General features: G+C 62.7%; 18 protein-coding genes. 13 read left to right on the forward strand and 5 right to left on the reverse strand.

The annotated features are described in order from the left end of the window. Positions 1-23 precede the first annotated feature (23 nt). From RH950_RS09135 to RH950_RS09145, 3 genes are all read left to right on the forward strand, one after another. Positions 24-1295, forward strand: coding sequence for an FCSD flavin-binding domain-containing protein (locus RH950_RS09135; RefSeq protein ID WP_350055921.1), 1272 nt, complete (start codon positions 24-26; stop codon positions 1293-1295). Positions 1296-1386: 91 nt separating this feature from the next. Continuing rightward, the gene (locus tag RH950_RS09140) at positions 1387-2487 is read left to right on the forward strand and encodes a YeeE/YedE family protein (RefSeq protein ID WP_350055923.1); all 1101 of its coding nucleotides are present in this window, start codon (positions 1387-1389) and stop codon (positions 2485-2487) included. Continuing rightward, positions 2484-4082 (forward strand): fused MFS/spermidine synthase, encoded by a 1599-nt coding sequence (locus tag RH950_RS09145; RefSeq protein WP_350055925.1) that lies wholly within the window; start codon positions 2484-2486, stop codon positions 4080-4082. Before RH950_RS09140 ends, RH950_RS09145 begins: the two co-directional genes overlap by 4 nt. 27 nt (positions 4083-4109) lie before the next feature. Here RH950_RS09145 and RH950_RS09150 read toward each other — a convergent pair whose 3' ends face one another. The 4 genes from RH950_RS09150 to RH950_RS09165 all read right to left on the reverse strand — a co-directional run bounded on the left by RH950_RS09150 (position 4110) and on the right by RH950_RS09165 (position 8134). Continuing rightward, entirely contained in the window at positions 4110-5192 is a 1083-nt protein-coding gene (locus RH950_RS09150; protein ID WP_350055927.1) for an ABC transporter ATP-binding protein, read from the reverse strand. An 83-nt stretch (positions 5193-5275) separates the two neighbouring features. Further along, on the reverse strand, positions 5276-6439 hold the full coding sequence (locus tag RH950_RS09155; protein WP_350055929.1) for an ABC transporter substrate-binding protein: 1164 nt from the start codon (positions 6437-6439) through the stop codon (positions 5276-5278). A 17-nt stretch (positions 6440-6456) separates the two neighbouring features. Beyond that, on the reverse strand, positions 6457-7254 hold the full coding sequence (locus RH950_RS09160) for an ABC transporter permease (protein ID WP_350055931.1): 798 nt from the start codon (positions 7252-7254) through the stop codon (positions 6457-6459). Between the two features lie 10 nt (positions 7255-7264). After that, on the reverse strand, positions 7265-8134 hold the full coding sequence (locus RH950_RS09165) for an ABC transporter permease (RefSeq protein ID WP_350055933.1): 870 nt from the start codon (positions 8132-8134) through the stop codon (positions 7265-7267). 140 nt (positions 8135-8274) lie between these two features. Between RH950_RS09165 and RH950_RS09170 the strand changes: the two genes are divergently transcribed. From RH950_RS09170 to RH950_RS09215, 10 genes are all read left to right on the forward strand, one after another. Beyond that, positions 8275-9267, forward strand: a complete 993-nt coding sequence (locus RH950_RS09170; protein WP_350055935.1) for a LysR family transcriptional regulator — start codon at positions 8275-8277, stop codon at positions 9265-9267. Between the two features lie 276 nt (positions 9268-9543). Continuing rightward, positions 9544-10194 (forward strand): isochorismatase family protein, encoded by a 651-nt coding sequence (locus tag RH950_RS09175; RefSeq protein WP_350055936.1) that lies wholly within the window; start codon positions 9544-9546, stop codon positions 10192-10194. A 171-nt stretch (positions 10195-10365) separates the two neighbouring features. Next, entirely contained in the window at positions 10366-11661 is a 1296-nt protein-coding gene (locus RH950_RS09180) for an ABC transporter substrate-binding protein (RefSeq protein ID WP_350055938.1), read from the forward strand. A 120-nt stretch (positions 11662-11781) separates the two neighbouring features. Then, complete coding sequence (locus RH950_RS09185; protein WP_350055940.1) at positions 11782-12663, forward strand: branched-chain amino acid ABC transporter permease; 882 nt, start codon at positions 11782-11784, stop codon at positions 12661-12663. Continuing rightward, complete coding sequence (locus RH950_RS09190; RefSeq protein WP_350055942.1) at positions 12663-13622, forward strand: branched-chain amino acid ABC transporter permease; 960 nt, start codon at positions 12663-12665, stop codon at positions 13620-13622. Before RH950_RS09185 ends, RH950_RS09190 begins: the two co-directional genes overlap by 1 nt. Beyond that, a complete protein-coding gene (locus RH950_RS09195; protein WP_350055944.1) occupies positions 13610-14359 on the forward strand; it encodes an ABC transporter ATP-binding protein in 750 nt (249 codons plus the stop codon). Before RH950_RS09190 ends, RH950_RS09195 begins: the two co-directional genes overlap by 13 nt. Continuing rightward, entirely contained in the window at positions 14356-15063 is a 708-nt protein-coding gene (locus RH950_RS09200) for an ABC transporter ATP-binding protein (protein ID WP_350055946.1), read from the forward strand. Before RH950_RS09195 ends, RH950_RS09200 begins: the two co-directional genes overlap by 4 nt. An 8-nt stretch (positions 15064-15071) precedes the next feature. Beyond that, positions 15072-16448: a hypothetical protein gene (locus RH950_RS09205; protein WP_350055948.1), complete on the forward strand. Its 1377-nt coding sequence runs from the start codon at positions 15072-15074 to the stop codon at positions 16446-16448. A 144-nt stretch (positions 16449-16592) separates the two neighbouring features. Continuing rightward, the gene (nirK, locus tag RH950_RS09210) at positions 16593-17741 is read left to right on the forward strand and encodes a copper-containing nitrite reductase (RefSeq protein WP_350055950.1); all 1149 of its coding nucleotides are present in this window, start codon (positions 16593-16595) and stop codon (positions 17739-17741) included. 77 nt (positions 17742-17818) lie between these two features. After that, positions 17819-18643 (forward strand): SUMF1/EgtB/PvdO family nonheme iron enzyme, encoded by an 825-nt coding sequence (locus tag RH950_RS09215; protein WP_350055952.1) that lies wholly within the window; start codon positions 17819-17821, stop codon positions 18641-18643. Here RH950_RS09215 and RH950_RS09220 read toward each other — a convergent pair. Next, positions 18610-19791 (reverse strand): NnrS family protein, encoded by a 1182-nt coding sequence (locus RH950_RS09220; protein WP_350055954.1) that lies wholly within the window; start codon positions 19789-19791, stop codon positions 18610-18612. The two genes, RH950_RS09215 and RH950_RS09220, sit on opposite strands and share 34 nt — an antisense overlap. Between the last annotated feature and the right edge of the window lie 15 nt (positions 19792-19806).

Here is a 19806-nt window from a genome sequence, read left to right on the forward strand (position 1 = left end):
GGGCGTACAAGGGAGGAAGTGCCATGTCTCTGAGTAGAAGGTCGATCCTTAAGGGAGCGGCGACGACCGCCGCACTCTCCATCGCGCCGATGATCATGGGCGCCGGACACGGAAAACCCAGGGTCGTTGTCGTTGGCGGCGGAGCTGGTGGCGCAACGGTGGCCCGGTATCTCGCGAAAGACAGCAAAGGTGCGCTCGACGTCACTTTGATCGAGCCGACCCGTACCTATTTCAGCTGCTTTTTCTCAAACCTCTATCTCGGCGGTTTCAGGACCCTTGAATCGCTTGGCCATACATACGGTGCGCTCGCCAGCGAATACGGCATCAATGTCGTGCACGACTGGGCTGTGGGCGTAGACCGGGACAAGAAGACGGTCTCCCTGGCTGGCGGGGCATCGTTGCCCTACGACCGGCTGGTCCTGTCTCCCGGCATCGATTTCGTCGATGGCTCGGTTCCTGGCTGGGATGTCACCAAGCAGAACCACATGCCCCATGCCTACAAGGCGGGCTCGCAGACCGAACTTCTGAAGGCGCAGGTCGAAGCGATGCGGCCGGGCGGTGTTTTCGCCATGATCGCGCCGCCGAATCCGTACCGGTGCCCGCCGGGCCCGTACGAGCGTGTTTCCATGGTCGCGCATATGCTGAAGCAGAAAAATCCGACGGCGAAGATCCTGATCTTCGACCCGAAGAAGAAATTCTCCAAGCAAGGCCTGTTCCAGGCCGGTTGGGAAAACACCTATCCCGGCATGATCGACTGGCTGGACTCTGAATTTACCGGCCCGCTGCAGGAGGTGCGCCCGGACAGCATGGAAGTGGTCGTAGGCGGCGAGGTGACGAAGGCTGATGTTGTCAATGTCATTCCGGCAATGAAAGCCGGCCGGATCGCCGAAAGTGCCGCGATCACGAACGACAAGGGCTGGGCGCCTGTGGTTCCCGCCACGCTGCAGAGCCGGGAGGACGAGAATATCCATGTGCTCGGAGATTCAGCGCATCAGGGGGACATGCCGAAATCCGGCTTCTCCGCCAACAGCCAGGCCAAGGTGGCGGCGAATGCCATTCGTGGAGCGCTGACCGGCTCGAAGGTCTTCCCGGCCAAGTTCTCGAACACCTGCTGGTCGCTGATCGGCACCAACAACGGTGTGAAGGTTGGGGCCGCCTACGAGGCGACGGCAGAGAAGATCGCCAAGACCACGGGCTTTATCAGCCAAACCGGCGAGAATGCCGCCCTGCGCAAGCAGACTTACGAGGAAAGCATCGGCTGGTATGCCGGGATCAGCAAGGACATGTTCGGCTGACATCGACAGAGCCCGCCGCCGGCCAGTCCGGCCGGCGGCGGGGTTGCTGACACGAGTATCGCGCTGACCGTCGCCGGGAAGCGTTCCCTGAGTGACTGACGGGCAGGCCGATATGGAGTTTCTGGAGACACTGCTGGCAAGCGACCGGCTGTCGGACCCGGCGAAGGCCGGCCTTGGCGGGTTGCTGGTCGGCCTCGCATTCGGTGCCTGCGCCCAGGCCAGCCGGTTTTGCCTGAGGAGTGCATCGCTGGAATTCTGGCGCGGCGTATTCGGGCCGAGTTTCGCGGTCTGGCTGCTTGTCTTCGGCGCGGCGCTTCTGTGCGTTCAAGTATTGCTGTGGACGGAGGCTTTGCCGGCCATGGAAGTGCGGCAGCTGACCTCTGTCGGAACGCTTTCCGGGGCCATCATCGGTGGCGCGATGTTCGGCACCGGCATGATCCTCGCCCGTGGTTGCGCGAGCCGCCTGCTGGTGCTTTCCGCGACCGGGAACCTCCGGGCCCTGATGACCGGGTTGCTGGTCACTGTTGTCGCCCAGGCGGCACTTTCCGGCATTCTGTCGCCCTTGCGGCTCGAGCTTTCCGCCCTGTGGACGGTCAGCCCGGAGATCCGTAACATAAACCTTCATGTGCCCGACGCTTTCGGCATTGTTCTCGGCGGCGCCCTGCTGGCGGCCGCAATGGTGCTGGCCTCGAGGTCGGCCCTGGGCCTGTCCCGCGCCCTGCTCTCCGTGGCGCTGGGCGCGACCATCGCCTGCGGATGGCTCTATACAGCCTCTCTGGCACATGTCTCGTTCGAGCCGGTCTCGGTTCTGAGCGTCACCTTCACCGGACCTTCAGCGGATACCCTCATGGCCCTCATTACCGAATCCAGTATACCGCTCGGCTTCAGTCTCGGCCTCGTGCCCGGCGTTGCCTTGGGGGCCTTTGCATCTTCCCTGATCCGGCGGGAATTCCATGTCGAGGTCTTCGACCAGTCGACGGGCATGGTGCGCTATGTCGTCGGCGCCGTGCTGATGGGCTTCGGCGGCATGCTTGCCGGCGGCTGTGCGGTTGGCGCTGGGGTTACCGGCGGGTCTGTACTGTCGCTGACCGCATGGCTTGCTCTGCTGGCAATGTGGCTCGGCGCCGGCGCCTGCCAATGGGCGATGCGCGACCGGGGCTTTGCGCCGGCACCGGGCAGGATCCTGTCATGACCGTGACCGCAGATAACGGCAGGCCCCTGTCACTGATCATCCGTCTCTTCCTCGCATCCGTCCTGTTTCTCAGTTCGGCCGGTGGCCTCGTTGTGGAGATCGTTGCCGGGCGGCTGATCGCCCCCTATGTCGGCATGTCGCTCTATACCTGGACGGCGATCATCGCGGTGGTTCTGGCCGGGCTGTCCGTGGGACACTGGATCGGCGGCCTTTTGGCCGGCCCGCAAACCGACCGGCCAAGCGCCATGAGGCGTCTTGCCGGCGCACTTGCCTGCGCCGGCGCAAGCAGCCTGCTTGCACTGGTCATCCTCAACGACCTGGCCGTCGGTCTGCTGGCAACGGGGCTCGGGCAGGTGACGCTCGTCGTGATCCTGACAACGGCCCTGTTCCTGCTGCCGAGCCTGTTCGTCGGCATGGTGGCGCCGATTGTCACCAAGCTGGCCGTCGATGCCGAGCCCGGCCGGACCGGGGCGGTGCTTGGAAGGATGTATGCTCTCGGGACGATCGGCAGCATCGCCGGGACGCTCTCTGCCGGCTATGTCTTCATCTCCTGGGTCGGATCCGGCGGCACTCTGATTGCCGTCACGCTGCTCTATGTCCTGCTTGCGCTCTGCTGCGCGATCGTGGCCGGCCGCCGCTCTGCCGTCATTGCCGTCATCTGCATTGTCGCGATGGGCGTGCCGCTGGCCGGCACTGGCGCCGCCCGCGGCGCCTTCGCCTCCCGCTGCACGGTGGAGAGCGATTATTTCTGCATTGTGATCGATGATTTCGCGCCCTTCAGCGGCCGGCAGAGCAACCTCATGGTGCTGGACAATCTGGTGCACAGCATCAATGACAGAGCTGACCCGAGCCTGCTCTACAGCCCCTACATCCAGTTTGTCGACGAGTTCGCGAGGAGCCGGTTCCCGCTGGATTTCCTCGGCACCGACTTTGCCGCCTTTTTCATCGGTGGTGGCGGTTATTCCCTGCCGCGTTCCTGGGCGGCGACGGTGGAAGGCGCGCGTCTGGTCGTGGCCGAGATCGATCCGGTGGTCACGGAAGCGGCGCGGCAACATATGTGGCTGGAGTCCGACCGGCCCGGCCTGGAGATCCACCATCGCGACGCCCGCGCCCTCCTGCAGTCTCTGCCGAACACGCCCACTTTCGACGTCATTTTCGGGGATGCTTTCCACGATATCTCGGTTCCGACTCATCTGGTCAGCCGGGAGTTTCATGCCGAAGTTGCCGCGCGGCTGCGTCCGAACGGCTTTTACGTGATGAATGTCGTCGATGCGGCGCGCAACCCGCTCTTCCTGGCCGCCCTCACACACACACTGACGGTGGATTTCAACAGTGTGGAAATCTGGCGGGAGGCCGTGGCTGACGCACCGGCCGAGACAGACGGACGGGTGACCTACATCGTCGTCGCCGCGGCCGGTCCGAACCCGGCAGGCGTCATGCATTCTGCATTCGGCATCCAGCGCACCTGGCAGCGGGTCGATATCGGCGCCCTGGTTGACCGGGATGCGCCCGATCCGGTGTTGCTGACAGATGATTTCGCGCCTGTCGACCGGCTGCTGTCGCGGGTCCTGTTCGCCGACATCCCGGCGAACTAGCATCCCGGCAGGCGCCCGGGCGGCAGTTCACGCCGGCAGGATGACGCAGTCGCGGGCCCGGATCCGCACTGCGACCTCCGAGCCGACCGTGTGCGGATGCTCGTCGATCTGGTTGATCGCCTGCAGGGACTGACTCCCGGCTTCCAGGAAATAACGGGCGACCTGACCCTGGTAATCGACATCCCGCACCTGTGCCGTCAGCACGGTATCGTGCTGTTCGGCGGCCCGCTGGTTTTCCAGGGCCAGTTTTTCGGCCTTTATCGACAGCTTGACCGGCGTTCCGGCTTTCAGCGGCTGGCTCTCGCTTGCTTCCAGCATGGCAAAGATGCTGCCGAGGGTGGAAATCTCGACCTCGGCGATGCCGCCCTTCAGCGCCTTCACCGTGCCGGAGAGAATATTGGCATTGCCGAGGAAGGTGGTCACGAATTCCGAGGCGGGGCGATTATAGACCAGCTCCGGCGTGCCGATCTGCTCGACCCGGCCGGCGCTCATGACGACAATCCGGTCGGACATGGCCAGCGCTTCGGACTGGTCGTGGGTGACGAAGATCGTGGTGACGCCGATGCGGTTCTGGATGGCCTTCAGCTCGACGCGCATTTCCTCGCGCAGGTTCGCGTCCAGGGCCGAGAGCGGCTCGTCGAGCAGCAGGACGTCCGGCTCGACGACGATGGCGCGGGCAAGCGCGATACGCTGCTGCTGGCCGCCGGACAGCTGGGTCGGAAACCGCTCCTCGACGCCGGGAAGACGGACGATGTTCAGGGCCTCGGTGACTTTCCTGCGGGCATCCTCTTTCGGCACGCCGCGATATTTCAGGCCGAAGGCGATGTTCTCACCGATGGTCTTGTGCGGAAACAGTGCATAGTTCTGGAACACCAGGCCGAGATTGCGTTTGTGGATGGGCACGTCGTTCACCCGCCGGCCGCCGACCAGGATGTCGCCGGTGGTGGGGAATTCGAGCCCGGCGATCATTCGCAGCAAGGTCGTCTTGCCGCAGCCCGACGGCCCCAGCAGCGTGGTGAAGGAGCCTTCCTCGAAGGTGATGTGTGCGTCTTCGACGGCGATGACGGGGCCGAAGGCCTTCCGAATACCGACAAGTTCAACCTGCGCCACTGACCGTTCCTCGCTTCATGCACTGTACCAGCGGACCCGGCCGGCCTCCGGAGAGGCCGGCCGGGCAGCCGCGTCTAAAAGGCTCAGGCGCCTTTCTTGAGACGGTTCCATTGTTTCTTCTGCGCTTTTTCGACCGGGTTCCAGGTCGTCGGGTCACGGAAGACCAGGCCTTCCAGCTTGCCGGTCGGATCGAAGGCCGGCAGGCCCTTGATCACATCGGACATGGCGACCTTGTTCGGATCGAGCGAGGACGGATATTTCTGCCCTTCGGCGACCGCAAGCGCGGTTTCCGGTGCCAGCATGAAGTTCAGCAGCTCCTCGGCCTCGGCCATCGGCGAGCCCTTGAGGACGAACATGCTTTCCATCCAGGCGAGCCCGTTCTTCGGATCGAGATAGCCAATCGGATGACCCTGCGCCTGCAGGGCGGCGACACGGCCGGACCAGGCTTCGGTGACGTAGATCTCTTCCTTGGCAAGGAGATCCATCAGCTCGGCGCCGGACTCCCAGTATTTGACGATCAGGCCGCGATGTTCGCGGGCCTTTTCCCAGACCGCGTCCCAGTCCTGGATGTTGTTCGGATCCTGGTTGGATTGCAGCGCGCCGTACCAGGCCCGGTTCGCCCAGTCGCCGCCCCAGCCGCCGATCTTGCCTTTCAGCTCTTTCTTCAGCAGCAGGTTGGCGCCGAGCGCCTCGGCTTCTTCCTTGGACACATACTTGGTGTTGTAGGCGATGCCGGTGGTGCCGTAGTCGTACGGGACGGCGGACAGGCTGTTCGGCGTGATCGCCCGGAACGGCTTGATGATGGCGTCCATCACATTGACCATGTTCGGGATGTTGGCCTCGTTCAGCTCACTGCCATAGCCGTTGTCGATCCAGCGCTGATACCAGCTCACACCGGAGGAATGCAGCATGTTGTGGCCGTCGATGGAACCGGCTGCCTTGATCTTGGTCAGTACCTCGGACTCGCCGCCGAAGGCTGAGTCGATGACCTTGTTGCCGCTCTTCGCCGTATAGGGATCGAAGGCGTGCTTGCGCAGGGCTTCGCTGACGACGCCGCCCCAGCCCTCGAAATAGATCTCTGTTCCGGCGGCCATGGCGTGACGGCTGAGGGCAGTCATGCTGCCGCCGGCGACACCGGCGGCGATGCCGGCATAACCGAGCAGCGCCATGAAGGATCGGCGGTCCATATCGCCGTTGCCCATACGTTCGCGCAGGGTCTCGTACCGTTTTGTCGAACTGATTTTCATCTTTGATTCTCCTCTGTTCATGGGGTGGCGGATGATCGTTGTTTGCGCGTGAAATACCGGGCGAGTCCGCCCGCCATGAGCGGCACGCCGACGGTGATGACGATCATGACGAAGCCCAGGGCATTGATTTCCGGGCTGACGGAATTGCGCAGCATGCCGAAGATCTGTGTCGGCACGGTCTCGGAGCCGGCCGGGCGCCAGAAGACCGTCGCCGTGATGTTGTCGAAGGAAATCGTGAAGGCGAACAATGCGCCGGCGAACACGGCGGGCATCAGCAGGGGCAGCGTGATCTGGAAGAAGGTCTGCAGCGGATTGGCCCCGAGGCTGAGCGCCGCCTCCTCATAGTCCTTGCGGATGCCGACCAGCCGCGCCTGGACGACAAGCACGACAAAGGGCAGGGCGATGATCGTGTGGCCGATCAGCAGCAGAAAGAAGGAGCGGGGCATCGACAGCCAGCGCAGGAACAGCAGCAGGCCGACGGCGAGGACCGTTTCCGGCACCAGGACCGGAGAGATCAGGAATGTCGTGATCCAGGCCTTGCCCGGGAAGCGGTATCTGACCAGGGCGAGGGAGGCGAGTACGCCAATCGTGGTCGCCAGGATGGCGGTGCCGATCCCGAGCAGGAACGAGGTCTTGAAGGCGCGGACGATGGCCTCGTTCTGGTACAGCTTGTCGAACCACTGCAGGCTGAACCCCTCAATCGGGAAACCGCCGAACTGGGAGCTGTTGAAGGCCAGCAGCAGGACCACGGCGACCGGCGCGAACATGAAGACATAGACGGCGATCGCATAGAAACGGATCAGGCTCCAACCCATGGTCCGCTCCTCACCCGAAGGCTTTGTAGAGTTGGTTCATGCCCATGATCCGGCTGTAGAGGACAACCACGAGACCGAGCAGAACCAGCAGGGTGAAGGAAAGGGTCGCGCCCATCGGCCAGTTCAGCTCGGACAGGATCGCGTCATAGATCAGGTTGCCATACAGGAAATCGTTCGGGCCGCCGAGGATGAGCGGCGTCACGTAGCTTCCCGCGGTGAGCACGAAGACCAGCAGGCTGCCTGCCGCGAGGCCCGGCGTGGACAGCGGCAGGGTCACCTCGCGGAAAGCCTGCCAGGGCGAGCAGCCGAGAGTCCGTGCGGCCGGCACCAGGTTGCGGTCGATGCCCTCAAGGCTGACATAGATATTCAGGATCATGTAGGGCAGGAAGACGTGGATGAAGCCGACGATGACGGCGAACTCGTTGAACATCATCTGCAGCGGCTCGTCGATCACCCCGAGCCAGAGCAGTATGCCGTTGATGGCGCCCTGGTTGCCCATGATGTGGATCCAGGAGAGCGTCCGGATGATGAAGCTGACCCAGAACGGCAGGATCAGCAGCAGGAGCAGCAACCATTTGTGCTTGTAGGTGGTGTTGGCGATGAAATACGCCGGAATGTAGCCGAGCAGGGCCGCCAGCACGGTGACGATGACGGAGAGCCGGAAGGTTTTCCAGATGGCCACATGGTAGTAGCTGTCGGCGAACAGTTCCTGCCAGTTCTCGAACGAGAAGGCCGGCCGGTCCACACCGAGATCGATATTGATATAGAAGGAATAAATCAGGATCAGCGACATCGGCACGACGACAAGAAGCGTGATCGTGACCAGCGCCGGTGACAGCAGCCACCATGGCCTCATGGCCTTGCTACGCAATGCGCTCACCCGAATGTCCCCAACGCTACGCGACCCTGTTTCGAAACGGCCGGTTTTCCGGCTCTTATCGAGGGTGGAAATCTCCATCAGGCTCGGTCATTGTTCCAATAGATAATGAAAATTACGGTCATTGATTTGAGGAATGGTGGATGGATCTGCCGAGAATGGATGACAGCGAACGGCTGGCGCGGGAGCTGGACTGGAATCTGCTGCGGACCTTTATCGCCATCGTTCAGGAGGGCGGGATCACGGCCGCGGCGGACCGTCTGCTGCTGAAGCAGCCGAGCGTCAGCAATGCGCTCAAGCGGCTGGAGACGAGCCTCGGCAAGCGCCTGATCGAGCGGGGCCCGAGCCATTTCCGGGTGACGGACGCCGGACAGCGTCTCTACCGGGAGGCGCTTGAGATCCACGGCACCATTGCCCGGCTGACGGTGGAGTTGCGGGATATTGAGGATGAAATCCGCGGCCATGTGCGGATACGCCTGGCCAGCCATGTGATCTTTCCGCCGCTGGACGCAACCCTCAGGGATTACAGTCACCAGCATGCCAACGTGACCTTCGACATATCCGTCCGGACCAGCGCGGACGTGGTGGCGTCGGTGCTGGAAAAGGAAGCCAGCCTCGGGATCTGCCTGGTCCATCAGCGGCATCCCGATCTGACCTATGACAAGCTGTACCGGGAGCATTTCGCCTTTTTCTGCGGGCCGACCCACCGGTTTTTCGGACAGAAGGATCTGACATTGGCGGATCTCGACGGCGAGCCCTCGGTCACCTTCGACACAGACAGCCTGCAGGACGCGCTCCGGCCCGTCGCCGTGCTGCGCACACAGCTCAATCTCGATCACACGATCCGTGCGACCTCCTCCCAGCTGGAAGAGGTGAAGCGGCTGATCGTCGCCGGGGTCGGCATCGGACCCTTGCCGATCCATGTCATGACCCGCGATGTCGCCGATGGCCTGCTCTGGCGATTGCCGCCTTATGACGATCCGCCGGCCATCGATGTCTTTCTCGTCACCAATCCGGCCTCGCGCCTGAACCGGGCGGAAAAGGGCATGATCGATATGCTGCTCGAAAGGACGGAGAAACTGCCGCTGTCCGGCCGCACCTATCCGCCGCCCGACGCGCGGGAGGATATGCCATAACCGGCGCCCGCGACTTTTTCGCCGAGCGTCGGTCCGGGTCTTCGATGCTAAAGTCCTTGATGTGTGCGGCGATACGATCATGTCCATGACGGGAAGAGGCTGGGACGCCTCGAACGGGAGGCCCTGTCTCCTCGATATTCCGATGCGGAACGGCTCTCTGTTCCGGGACGACACACCGATCGTCGGGGAAGGGGATATTGTTGTGAAGATGGACCGTGGCGGATCTACCGGCTCCGTGCCTGATATGCGGAGCTTTTCTAGGGAAGGCATAAACTGATGTCTCAGGAACGGATATACCAGGCCGCCGGTTTCGGGAATTCCGTGCCGCGCGGTGTGCGCCCGGCGATCCTTGTGGTCGATTTCAGCTATGGTTTCACCGATGTCCGCTATCCGACGGCGTCGGACATGGCGGAAGAAGTCGCCCGGACCAAACGGCTGGCCGACCTCACCCGTGCCGGCGGCTTCCCGGTGATCTTCACGACAATCGCCTATCAGCCGGGCGAGTTCGAACACACCGCCTGGCTTCGGAAGGCGAAGGGCATGACGGCGTTTCTGGAAGGATCGCGCCTTGCCGAGATTGATGCCGGGACGGGCATGCAGCCCGGTGACCCGCTGATCGTGAAGAAAGGCGCTTCCGCCTTCTTCGGCACGCCTCTCGCCGGATTGCTGGCCGGGGCCGGTGTGGACACGCTCGTGGTCGCGGGGGCGACGACGTCGGGCTGCGTGCGGGCGACGGTGGTGGATGCCGTACAGTCCGGGTTCAATGTTCTCGTCGCGGCGGATTGCTGTGCGGAACGGGCCGCCGCGCCTCATGCCGCAAACCTCTACGATATGGGCCAGAAATATGCCGACGTGACCGATGCTGAGGACATTGCAGCCTGGATTGAGGGATTGCTTCCTGTCCCGGGAGTCGTGCAAACCGGCTGATGACTGAGTTGGGCTGCACAGGTCGACGGCACTGAATTTCCGGAAGCCGGCGCGGCCGCCCATGTCGGGCGACGCCAGGGAGCGAAGGTTTCCCAATGAATATCCGGCACGGGCGGCCGGAGGAATCAAGATCGACATCACGGGAATGGCTTAAATCGGGAGACTGGAATAATGGATGTTACTGGTACCAAGAAGACTTTGACCCTGCCGCGGCGCACCTTGCTCTCGGGCATGGCTGTGGCCGGTGCGGCGCTCGCGGCCCCGGGGATCATCGGCCGCGCGGTGGCGCAATCCGGCGATGTGATCAAGCTGGGCGGGCCATTCCACCGGACCGGCATCGGCGCGGCCTATGGCCGCTGGTACGAGCGGACAGCGCTCGCGGCGGTGAAGCTGATCAACGAGCAGGGCGGCATCAACGGCCTGCCTGTCGAGATGATCGTCGAGGATGACGGCACAGACCCGAAGCGCGGCGTCGAAGCGGTTGAGAAATTCAGCGCCGAGCACAAGGTCGATGCCATCTTCGGTCACCTGTTCTCGCATGTCTCGGCAGCCAGCGCGCCGCGCGCCGGCGAGCTGAAGATGCCGTATTTCCTCTGCTCCGAAGCGCACTCGCTCGCGGCGGGTGCCTTCAACCGGTATGTCTTTCAGCCGTCGATCAGCGACGTGAAGAGCCAGGTCATCTCGATGGCGCCATGGATCACCGGCAATCTCGGCAAGAAGGTCACGATGATCTATCCGGACTATGCCTTCGGATATGACCACCGGGACAATCTGACGGCAGCGATCAAGGCGCAGGGCGGTGAAATCGTCGGGGATGTCGCGATCCCGCCGACCGAAACCTCCTACACCCGCTACCTGCCCCGGATTCCGTTCAACACGGAAGTGATCTATCACGTCCTCGTTGGCCCGGGCGTGCTCACCTTCGTCAAGGAGCTGGGCGAGCATCTCGGCTCCAAGCGGCCGGAAATCTTCGGCTTCATCGATTCCCTCGAAGCGGTGTCCTTCGACATTCCGCAGTTGGCCTACCTAGAGGGTACGCATTTCTGGGAAGCCATGCCGCGCTACGCCCAGCCGAACCAGACCTCCTTCGACAAGTTCTATCGCGAGAAGGTCGGCGTGGATGCCAATGGCGCGAGTGTCGACGATCCAAAAAGCGTCGCGACCTTCTCCCACATGTTCTCGGTCTGGGAGACGCTGTTTGCCATGAAGAAGGCGATGGAAATGGCCGACTACAAGGGGCCGAAGCAGAAGATCGCCATGCTGGAAGCGATGGAAAGCATCACCGGTTTCGAGGAGAGCAACGCGTTCCCGCAGGGCCGTAAGATCTTCAATGGCAAGATGCACCAGGCCTTCGCCCGGCAGAACATCTCCAAGGTGGTCGACGGCAAGCTGAAGGTGGTCCACACGGTCTTGCCGGAAGACACGCTGTATCCGGACGAAGCCGACTACACGAAGATGTCCTTCTGATCACTCCGATAGCCGGCGGGTGCTCCTGTCCTTGGGCATCCGCCGGCCATCGCGGACACATCACGACCTTGGCGGTGGCGGATAAGTATGCGGCGCCTGCGGTGAAGGCCTAGAGAATAAATGGATATTGCTCCCTATCTCTTGCTGGCGACGCTCGAAGGGCTCGTGCAGGCATCGGTGCTGATGCTGACGGCGCTCGGACTGTCGCTGGTCTTCGGCGTGATGCGCGTGGTGAATGTGGCCCATGGCGAGTTCTTCATGCTCGGCGCTGTCGCGGCCTGGGTCTGCGCCAGCCTCATCCCGGGACCGCCGTACGTTCCCTTCATCGCGGCCTTGCTGGTCGCGCCTCTGTTCGTCGGCGCGCTGGCCTGGGCTTCCGACTGGGCCATCCTGAAGCGGATCGATTACAATCCGGAAGCCACCATCGTCTCGACGATCGGCCTGATGTACATCATCCAGCAGATGACGCTGATCACCTTCGGGCCGGATGCGCAGGCCGTGGAAGCACCGTTCTATTACACGGTCCGGTTCCCCTGGTTCGGCTATTCCGGCTACAAGTTCTTCATCATCGCCGTTGCCGTCGTCCTTGTCGGCGGGCTGCTTTACCTGCTGCGCCACTCGAAAGTCGGCCTGTACATGCGGGCGACCCAGCTGGACAGGGAGACGGCGCAGAATTTCGGCATTCCCGTGACCAAGGTCTATTCCGGCGTGTTCGCGGTCGGTGCGATGCTGGCCGCCATCGGCGGCGTCCTGGTCGTGCCGAGCCAGCAGGCGCATTACCTGATGGGGCACGATCCGTTGCTGCTGTCTTTCGTCGTCGTCATCGTGGGCGGGCTCGGCTCGATCCCCGGGACGATTGCCGCCGCCATCCTGATCGGCATGTCCGACGGGCTGCTGTCCGTCTTCTTCTCGCCGACGCTCGCCAAGATCTTCTCGACGTTGCTGGTGGCGCTTGTGCTGGTGTTCAGACCGCAGGGTCTGTTCGGAAAGGCGGGCCGGTGATGTCTCTTCGTAACAAAAAGCTGTTCCTGCTCTGTCTCGCGACATTGGCAGGTCTGTTCGTCCTGCAATTCCTGCTGTCCGACTATCTGGTCCTGGCGTTCACGCGGATCCTGATCCTTGCGGTCTTCGCCATGGGGTACAACGTCCTGATGGGCTATACCGGCCTCGTCAGTCTTGGCCACGCGATGTTCTTCGGCGCGGGTGTCTATGGCGCCGGTCTGTGCAGCTATTATCTCGGGACCTCCCTTCCCGTTGCCTTCCTTGCCGGCATCCTTGCCGCCATCGCCCTGTCCTTCCTGATCGGCTTGTTGGCACTCAGGACGCAGACGGTCTCCTTCATGATCGTCACCCTGATGTTCAGCCAGGCGGCGTTTCTCCTGATCCTGTATTTCTCGGAGTTCACCGGTGGTGATCAGGGCCTGACCCTGCCCACTTCCGCGCGGAGCTTCTCCCTGTTCGGGCTGGCGGTCGACATGACCTCCGGCGTGGCGCGTTACAATCTGGCGCTAAGTGTGTTCGGCGTGGTTCTGCTGGGACTGTTCGCCTTCACCCAAGGGCCGGTGGGACGCCTGCTTATCGCCGTGCGGGAGAACGAGGACCGGACCCGGATGCTCGGCTTCGACACCTACGCGATCAAGCTGCTGGCCTTTACCGTGTCCGGCGGTATCTCGGGTGTAGCCGGCGCGCTCTACGGATTGATGTTCGGCTATATCGGCTCGGCCTTCGCGGAATTCAAAATCTCCATCGAGGCGCTGCTGTTCACGCTGGTCGGCGGGCCCGGAAGCCTGCTCGGGCCGCTCGTCGGCACGGGATTGATGACCTTGCTCATCGACCGTCTCAGCGGCGTGACGACAGCCTATCTGATCGTCGTCGGCGCCCTGCTGGTCGTGCTCACCTTGTGGTTTCCGAAAGGCATTCTCGGATCCCTGCGCGACAGGTGGCTGCCATGGCTGAAATAGCGCTGCTCAAGACCAAGGGCCTCACCCGCTATTTCGGCGGCCTGAAGGCGGTCGAGAATGTGGACTTCCAGATCCGGGAAAGGGAGGTCCGCGCCATCATCGGGCCGAACGGGGCCGGCAAGTCGACCTTCGTCAATCTGCTGTCGGGCCGGATCAAGGCGACCTCCGGGAGTGTGGAGTTCGCCGGGGAGGATATCAGCCGGATGCCGGCGCACAAACGGGTGCGCAAGGGCATCGCCTATACCTTCCAGATCACGAATATCTACGGCTCGATGAGCGTGCTGGAGAATATCTGTGTCGCCGTCCACAACCGGCTGCGCCCCAGCCTGCTCAGTCGCAATCATGTCAGCGAGGTGGATATCGAGGCGGAGGCGGCCGAGGCGGCGAAATCCGTCGGGCTCGGGGATCGCCTGAGTGAGGTCGCGGGGACATTGGCCTATGGGCACCAGCGCCTTCTCGAGGTTGCCATGGGGCTCGCCCTGCAGCCGAAACTGTTGATCCTCGACGAGCCGACCCAAGGATTGTCAGACTCCGAAATTGCGAGTTTCAAGGAGGTGGTCCGGGCCGTGAACAAGGTTACCACGGTGCTTCTGATCGAACACAACATGGATGTGGTCATGACCCTGGCCGACCAGATCACGGTGATGGAGCGCGGGACCATCCTGGCAGAGGGAACGCCGGACGCCATCATGAACAATGCCGCCGTTCAGGCCGCCTATCTGGGAGCGCGTGCATGAGTGTGATGCGGGTCGAGGGCTATAACGCCTTCTACGGACGCAGCCAGGCGCTGCGGGATTTCAGTATCGAGCTGCGCGGCGGCGAAGTGTTGTGTCTTCTCGGGCGCAATGGCGCCGGAAAGACGACGGCGCTGAAAGCGATCATGGGCACGGTGAAGCCCGCCTCCGGCGCACTCTGGCTGGACGATGTGAACCTGTTCGGCAGACCGGCCGAGGAAATCCCCAGAGCGGGCATTGGCTATGTGCCGCAGGGGCGCCGACTGTTCTCGGAGCTGACGGTCTGGGAAAATCTGGAAATCGGTTTGCTCACGCGCGGGCAGGGGCGGGAAGGCCTCGACTATGCGCTGGAGCTTTTCCCTGTCCTGAAAGAGCGTATGAAACAGCGCGCGGGCACCCTGTCGGGCGGCGAGCAAACCATGCTCGCCATGGCGCGGGCCATGTGCATCACCCCATCGGTGATCATGCTGGACGAGCCGACAGAGGGACTGATGCCGTCCGCCATTGCGGGTATCCGCGATGCCGTTAAGAAACTGCGGGATTCCGGTGTTGCCGTGCTTCTGGTGGAGCAGCGTGTGGACGCGGTGCTGCCGGTTGCGGACCGGGTGGCCTTCATGGATCACGGAGAGATCAAGGCGGAATTCCCGATCGAGGAAGTACGGGAGAATAAAGCGCTTCTGCACCAATATGTGGGAGTTGGTCATTGAGCGGCCGGGTGATTATGTCTTTGGCTGCCGTCTTCCTGCTTCTGCCCTCGGGTGCCGTGGCGCATGAAGCCGCCGGTGGCCTGATCCTGCTGCTGCCGACCGGTTTCTACGCCGCCGGCGCGGCCGTGGCAGTCGCCGCCTCTTTCCTGCTGTTCGCAGTGGTGCCCCAGAAAGTATTCCATCGGGTCACGACCGCGACGATCTCCCTGTTCCGCATGCCGCAGGGGGCCGGCGGATACCTGTCTCTGGCGTCGACCGCACTGGTGCTGCTGCTGCTGGTCGCCGGTGAGATCGGCGCACATGATCCGCTGCGGAATCCTTTGCCGCTCGTGCTGTGGACCGTCGGCTGGATCAGCATGACGCTGGCCTGCGCCTTTTTCGGCAATCTCTGGGCGGTGCTGAACCCGTGGACCGGGCTCGTCGATATCGTCCGGCGCCGCTTCCAGCCCTGCATGACTCTGCCTGCCCGGCTCGGGTATCTGCCGGCGGTCCTGCAGTTTTTCTGTTTCATCTGGGTCGATCTGATATCCCCGCACAGCATGGATCCGGACCGGCTGGTGCTGCTTCTGTCGCTGTTCTGGGGCGTCAATTTCGCCGGCATGGTGCTGTTCGGCAAAGATGAGTGGTGTGCCCGGGCCGAGCCGCTGCACGTCTATTTCCGGCTGGTGAGCAAGATCGCACCGTTTGGCACCGACCGCTCGGGACAGGTCCGGCTCGGTCTGCCCGGCGTGCATGCCGGGATCCTGCCGCCGCTGCCGCGCAGCGGGGTGGGGTTTGTGCTTCTGTCGCTGGCGGCGGGCACTTTCGACGGCTGGTCAACTACCTTCCGCTGGATGGGCATGCTCGGCTTCAATCCGCTGAACTATCCCGGGCGCTCGGCGGTGATCTGGCAGAATACCCTGGGTCTGCTGGCGGCCTGGGCCCTGCTCTGGGTCATCTACCATGGCTGTGTCCGCGTCGGCGCCGTCCTTGCCCGTGCACGGGATGCAGAGGCGGATCTGGCGGGCCGGCTGATCTATTCCATCCTGCCGATTTCCATCGCCTATCACGGCTCCCATTTCCTGACCCGGCTGCTGGTCGATTATCAGTATATCTACCAGATGCTCTCCGACCCGTTCGCGCGCGGCTGGAACCTGTTCGGAACAGCGCATCTGCACACAACGACTTCCATATTCAGCCGTCCAGAGAGTGTCCTGGTGATCTGGAACAGCCAGACCGCCATCATCACCATCGGCCATATCATCGGCATCTCCATCGCGCACATGATCGCGCTGGATCGTCTCGGCACCGGCGGCAGGGCGATCGCCAGCCAGCTTCTGCTGGCGGTATTCATGGTGGGCTATACCGCACTCGGACTGTGGTTGCTTGGCGCGCCGCGCATTTAGGCCGGGGCAACAGCCTGTACGCCCAGGAGGCCCAGGCAGTTTCAGCAAGAAACACGACCCGACATTGTGCTGGCACAAAGTACCGCGCGGAGCGGATCGCTAAACCTTTCCTCGAATGGAATTCAAGCTCGAAAGGAAGAAGCGATGTTGACGCGTAGAGCCGCATTAATCGGTGCCGCCGGACTTGCCGCGACCCCTCTGGTCATCAAGGCCGCACAAGGCGAAGAGATCATGGATACGTCGATGGCCCCGCCGGCCGACCTGTCATCCCTCAAGCGCATCAAGCACAAGCTGGTGAAACCGCCGTTCGTGCATGCGCATGAGCAGATCGCACCTGCCGAGCCGCGTATCGTCGAATTCGAGATGCAGATCGTCGAGAAGGAGATGCAGATCTCCGACGACGCCTATCTTCAGGCGATGACCTTCAACGGCTCCGTCCCTGGCCCGATGATGGTGGTTCATGAGGGCGATTACGTTGAACTCACGCTGTACAACAGCCCGAACAACATGATGCAGCACAACATCGATTTTCACTCCGCGACGGGTGCGCTCGGCGGCGGTTCGCTGACGCTGGTCAATCCGGGTGAAAAGACGACGCTGCGCTGGAAGGCAACGCGGCCCGGCACGTTTGTCTATCACTGCGCCCCGGGCGGTCCGATGATCCCGTGGCACGTTGTCTCCGGCATGGCGGGCGCCGTCATGGTGCTGCCGCGCAAGGGCTTGACGGATCATAACGGCAAGCCGATCAGCTACGACCGGGTCTATTACATTGGCGAGAATGATTTCTACGTCCCGAAGGACGAAAACGGCGAGTACAAGCGCTTCGCGGATGTCGGCGACAGCTATTCGGACACTCTCGAAGTGATGAACGGCCTGATCCCGAGCCATGTCGTGTTCAATGGCAGGGTCGGCGCCCTCACGGGCGACAATGCGCTGACGGCGGTCCAGGGCGAGCGGGTTCTGTTCGTTCACAGTCAGGCCAACCGCGACAGCCGCCCACACCTGATCGGCGGGCATGGCGATCTGGTCTGGGAGGCGGGCAAGTTCAACAATATTCCCGACCGGGATCTGGAAACCTGGTTCATCCGGGGCGGCTCTGCGGGCGCTGCGCTTTACGAGTTCCTGCAGCCGGGCGTCTATGCCTATGTGAACCACAACCTGATCGAGGCCGTGAATCTTGGCGCGACCGCTCACGTGCTGGTCGAAGGCAAGTGGAACAACGACCTGATGGAACAGGTTGTCGCGCCGACGGAATACAACGCCGCTCATGAAGGCAAGACAGCGCTGCCCTGAGTGCGCCAGATCACCAGTCTCAAACGAGGGGCGGCCGGAAACGGCTGCTCCTTTTTGTCTTGTCGAGGGATATGGAAATGCACTCCCTGACTGTAAAGCTCTCCCTGCTTGCTCTGGCCGGATCCATTGCCGCACTTGTCGTCTGGACCGTCTCGTCGCCCGCGATCACCGACTTGCCCGAGACCGTCGTGATCGAGCCGGGTCCGTACACGTACCGGCCGGCCGGGAATTATCGCTATTATGGCAAGCTTGTTGAGGCGCCGCTGGAACAGCTCGTGGCAGAAGCGCCGCTTGAGATCATGAAGTTTCAGGTCAGCCGCGCCGAGTATGCGGCCTGTGTCGCCGACGGTGCCTGCAAGGCTTCAGTGGTTACCCAGGGCGGCAGCCCGAACAGCGCCACGATGCCTCAAACCGAGGTCAACTGGTACGATGCAACGGCATATGCCGCCTGGTTCTCGCGCCAGACGGGCCTGCACTGGCGCCTTCCGGATGACAGGGAATGGCAGCGCGCCGCCGCCGAGCGGTTTGTCGAAGAGGCCATCGTCGCAGAAGCCGAAGACGACCCGGCGCAACGGTGGCTGCAGGCCTATGCCCGCAATGTCGCGGCCCGCGACGGTGACGAAGCGGAACTCAAGCCGCGCGGGGCGTTTGGCGAGAATTCTCACGGTCTGTTCGATCTTGCCGGCAATGTCTGGGAGTGGACCAATACCTGTGTGGCCAATACGAACCTGAGCGACGACGGGGCGAAGCCTCTGGTGCAGCAGGAATATTGCGGCGCCCATATCGCCGAAGGAAAACATCGCGCGATCGTCATCGATCTGGTCCGCAATCCGAAGGTCGGCGGCTGTGCCGCCGGCCTGCCTGCGGATTATGTCGGCTTCCGGCTGGTGCTGGTCAGATAAGGCCCGATCTTCACCGCGAAGATAGAGAAACCCGCGATCCAGAGGCCTGCGGCGATCCAGAGTCCGGACAGGCCTCCGACATAAGCGTCCGGAAAACAGGCCCGGATGAGAGCCGCACTGAAAATCATACCCGCCGCTATGGTCAAGACGGGACCCGCCTCAAGTTTGTGGCCGGTATGCCCGAGAGATGCCCGGATCATGACCGCCATGGTCATGCCGCCGATTCCGCCGATGCCAAGCAGATGCGCTCCGGCGGCGGATGGCAGCCAGCCGATCGAGGCGGCCCCGGCGGCGGCCAGCCCGAGGGGCACGAAGGCATAGGCAATATGCAGCATGACGAGCAGCGGTGACCTCCAGGTCCGGGCGCCCTGCCACCGGATCAGACGCACGCCATGCAATCCGGCCACACCCAGCATGCCTCCCCCGGTGACCGGGTTCTCCGGGAAAAACGACCAGCCGATCAGGGCGCCCGCACCGGCAAGCAGACAGACAGCGTCGAACCGGTTGAAGGGCACGGGAAGCCTGTCGCTGTCGCGCTTGACCAGCCAGTTCCGGGTAAAGCTCGGGATGATCCGGCCACCGATCAGCGTGATGAGAAAGACGATGACGCCGGTCCCAAGCCGCCGGCCGATGTCCGAGACTCCGGAGAACTGGACTTCGAGATGAAAGACCAGATTGGCGCCCAGCAGAAGGAGTACCGGAACCACGACCATCAGATTGCGCCAGTTCCGGCCGGCAACGATTTCCGTGATGGTCGCGGCGACGATGGCGGCAAGGAATGCCAGATCGGCGAGCATGACGCCAACCGGATCCAATCCGAAGAGCCCGCCACAGGCAAGCCGACCGGCGAGCCAGAGGATAAAGAGGAAGACCAGTGGCCAGCCGTGTTTGGGCGCGCGCCCGGTCCAGTTCGGAATGGCCGTGAACAGGAATCCGGCAATGACCGCCGATGCATATCCGAACAGCATTTCGTGGACATGCCAGTCCGTTGGTGCAAACGGCCCCGAAAGCGCGATCACTCCGTCCAGCAGAAACATCCAGCACAAGACAGCAACGCCCGCAAAAACGGCTGCGGACAGGAAAAAGGGCCGAAATCCATAGCTGAACAGGGCCGGCTCACGACCGGGTATCCGCGTCTCGTTGCTCATCTCGATGCATCCGTG

The organism is Nisaea sp., from assembly GCF_040217065.1.
Taxonomy (GTDB): Bacteria; Pseudomonadota; Alphaproteobacteria; order Thalassobaculales; family Thalassobaculaceae; genus Nisaea.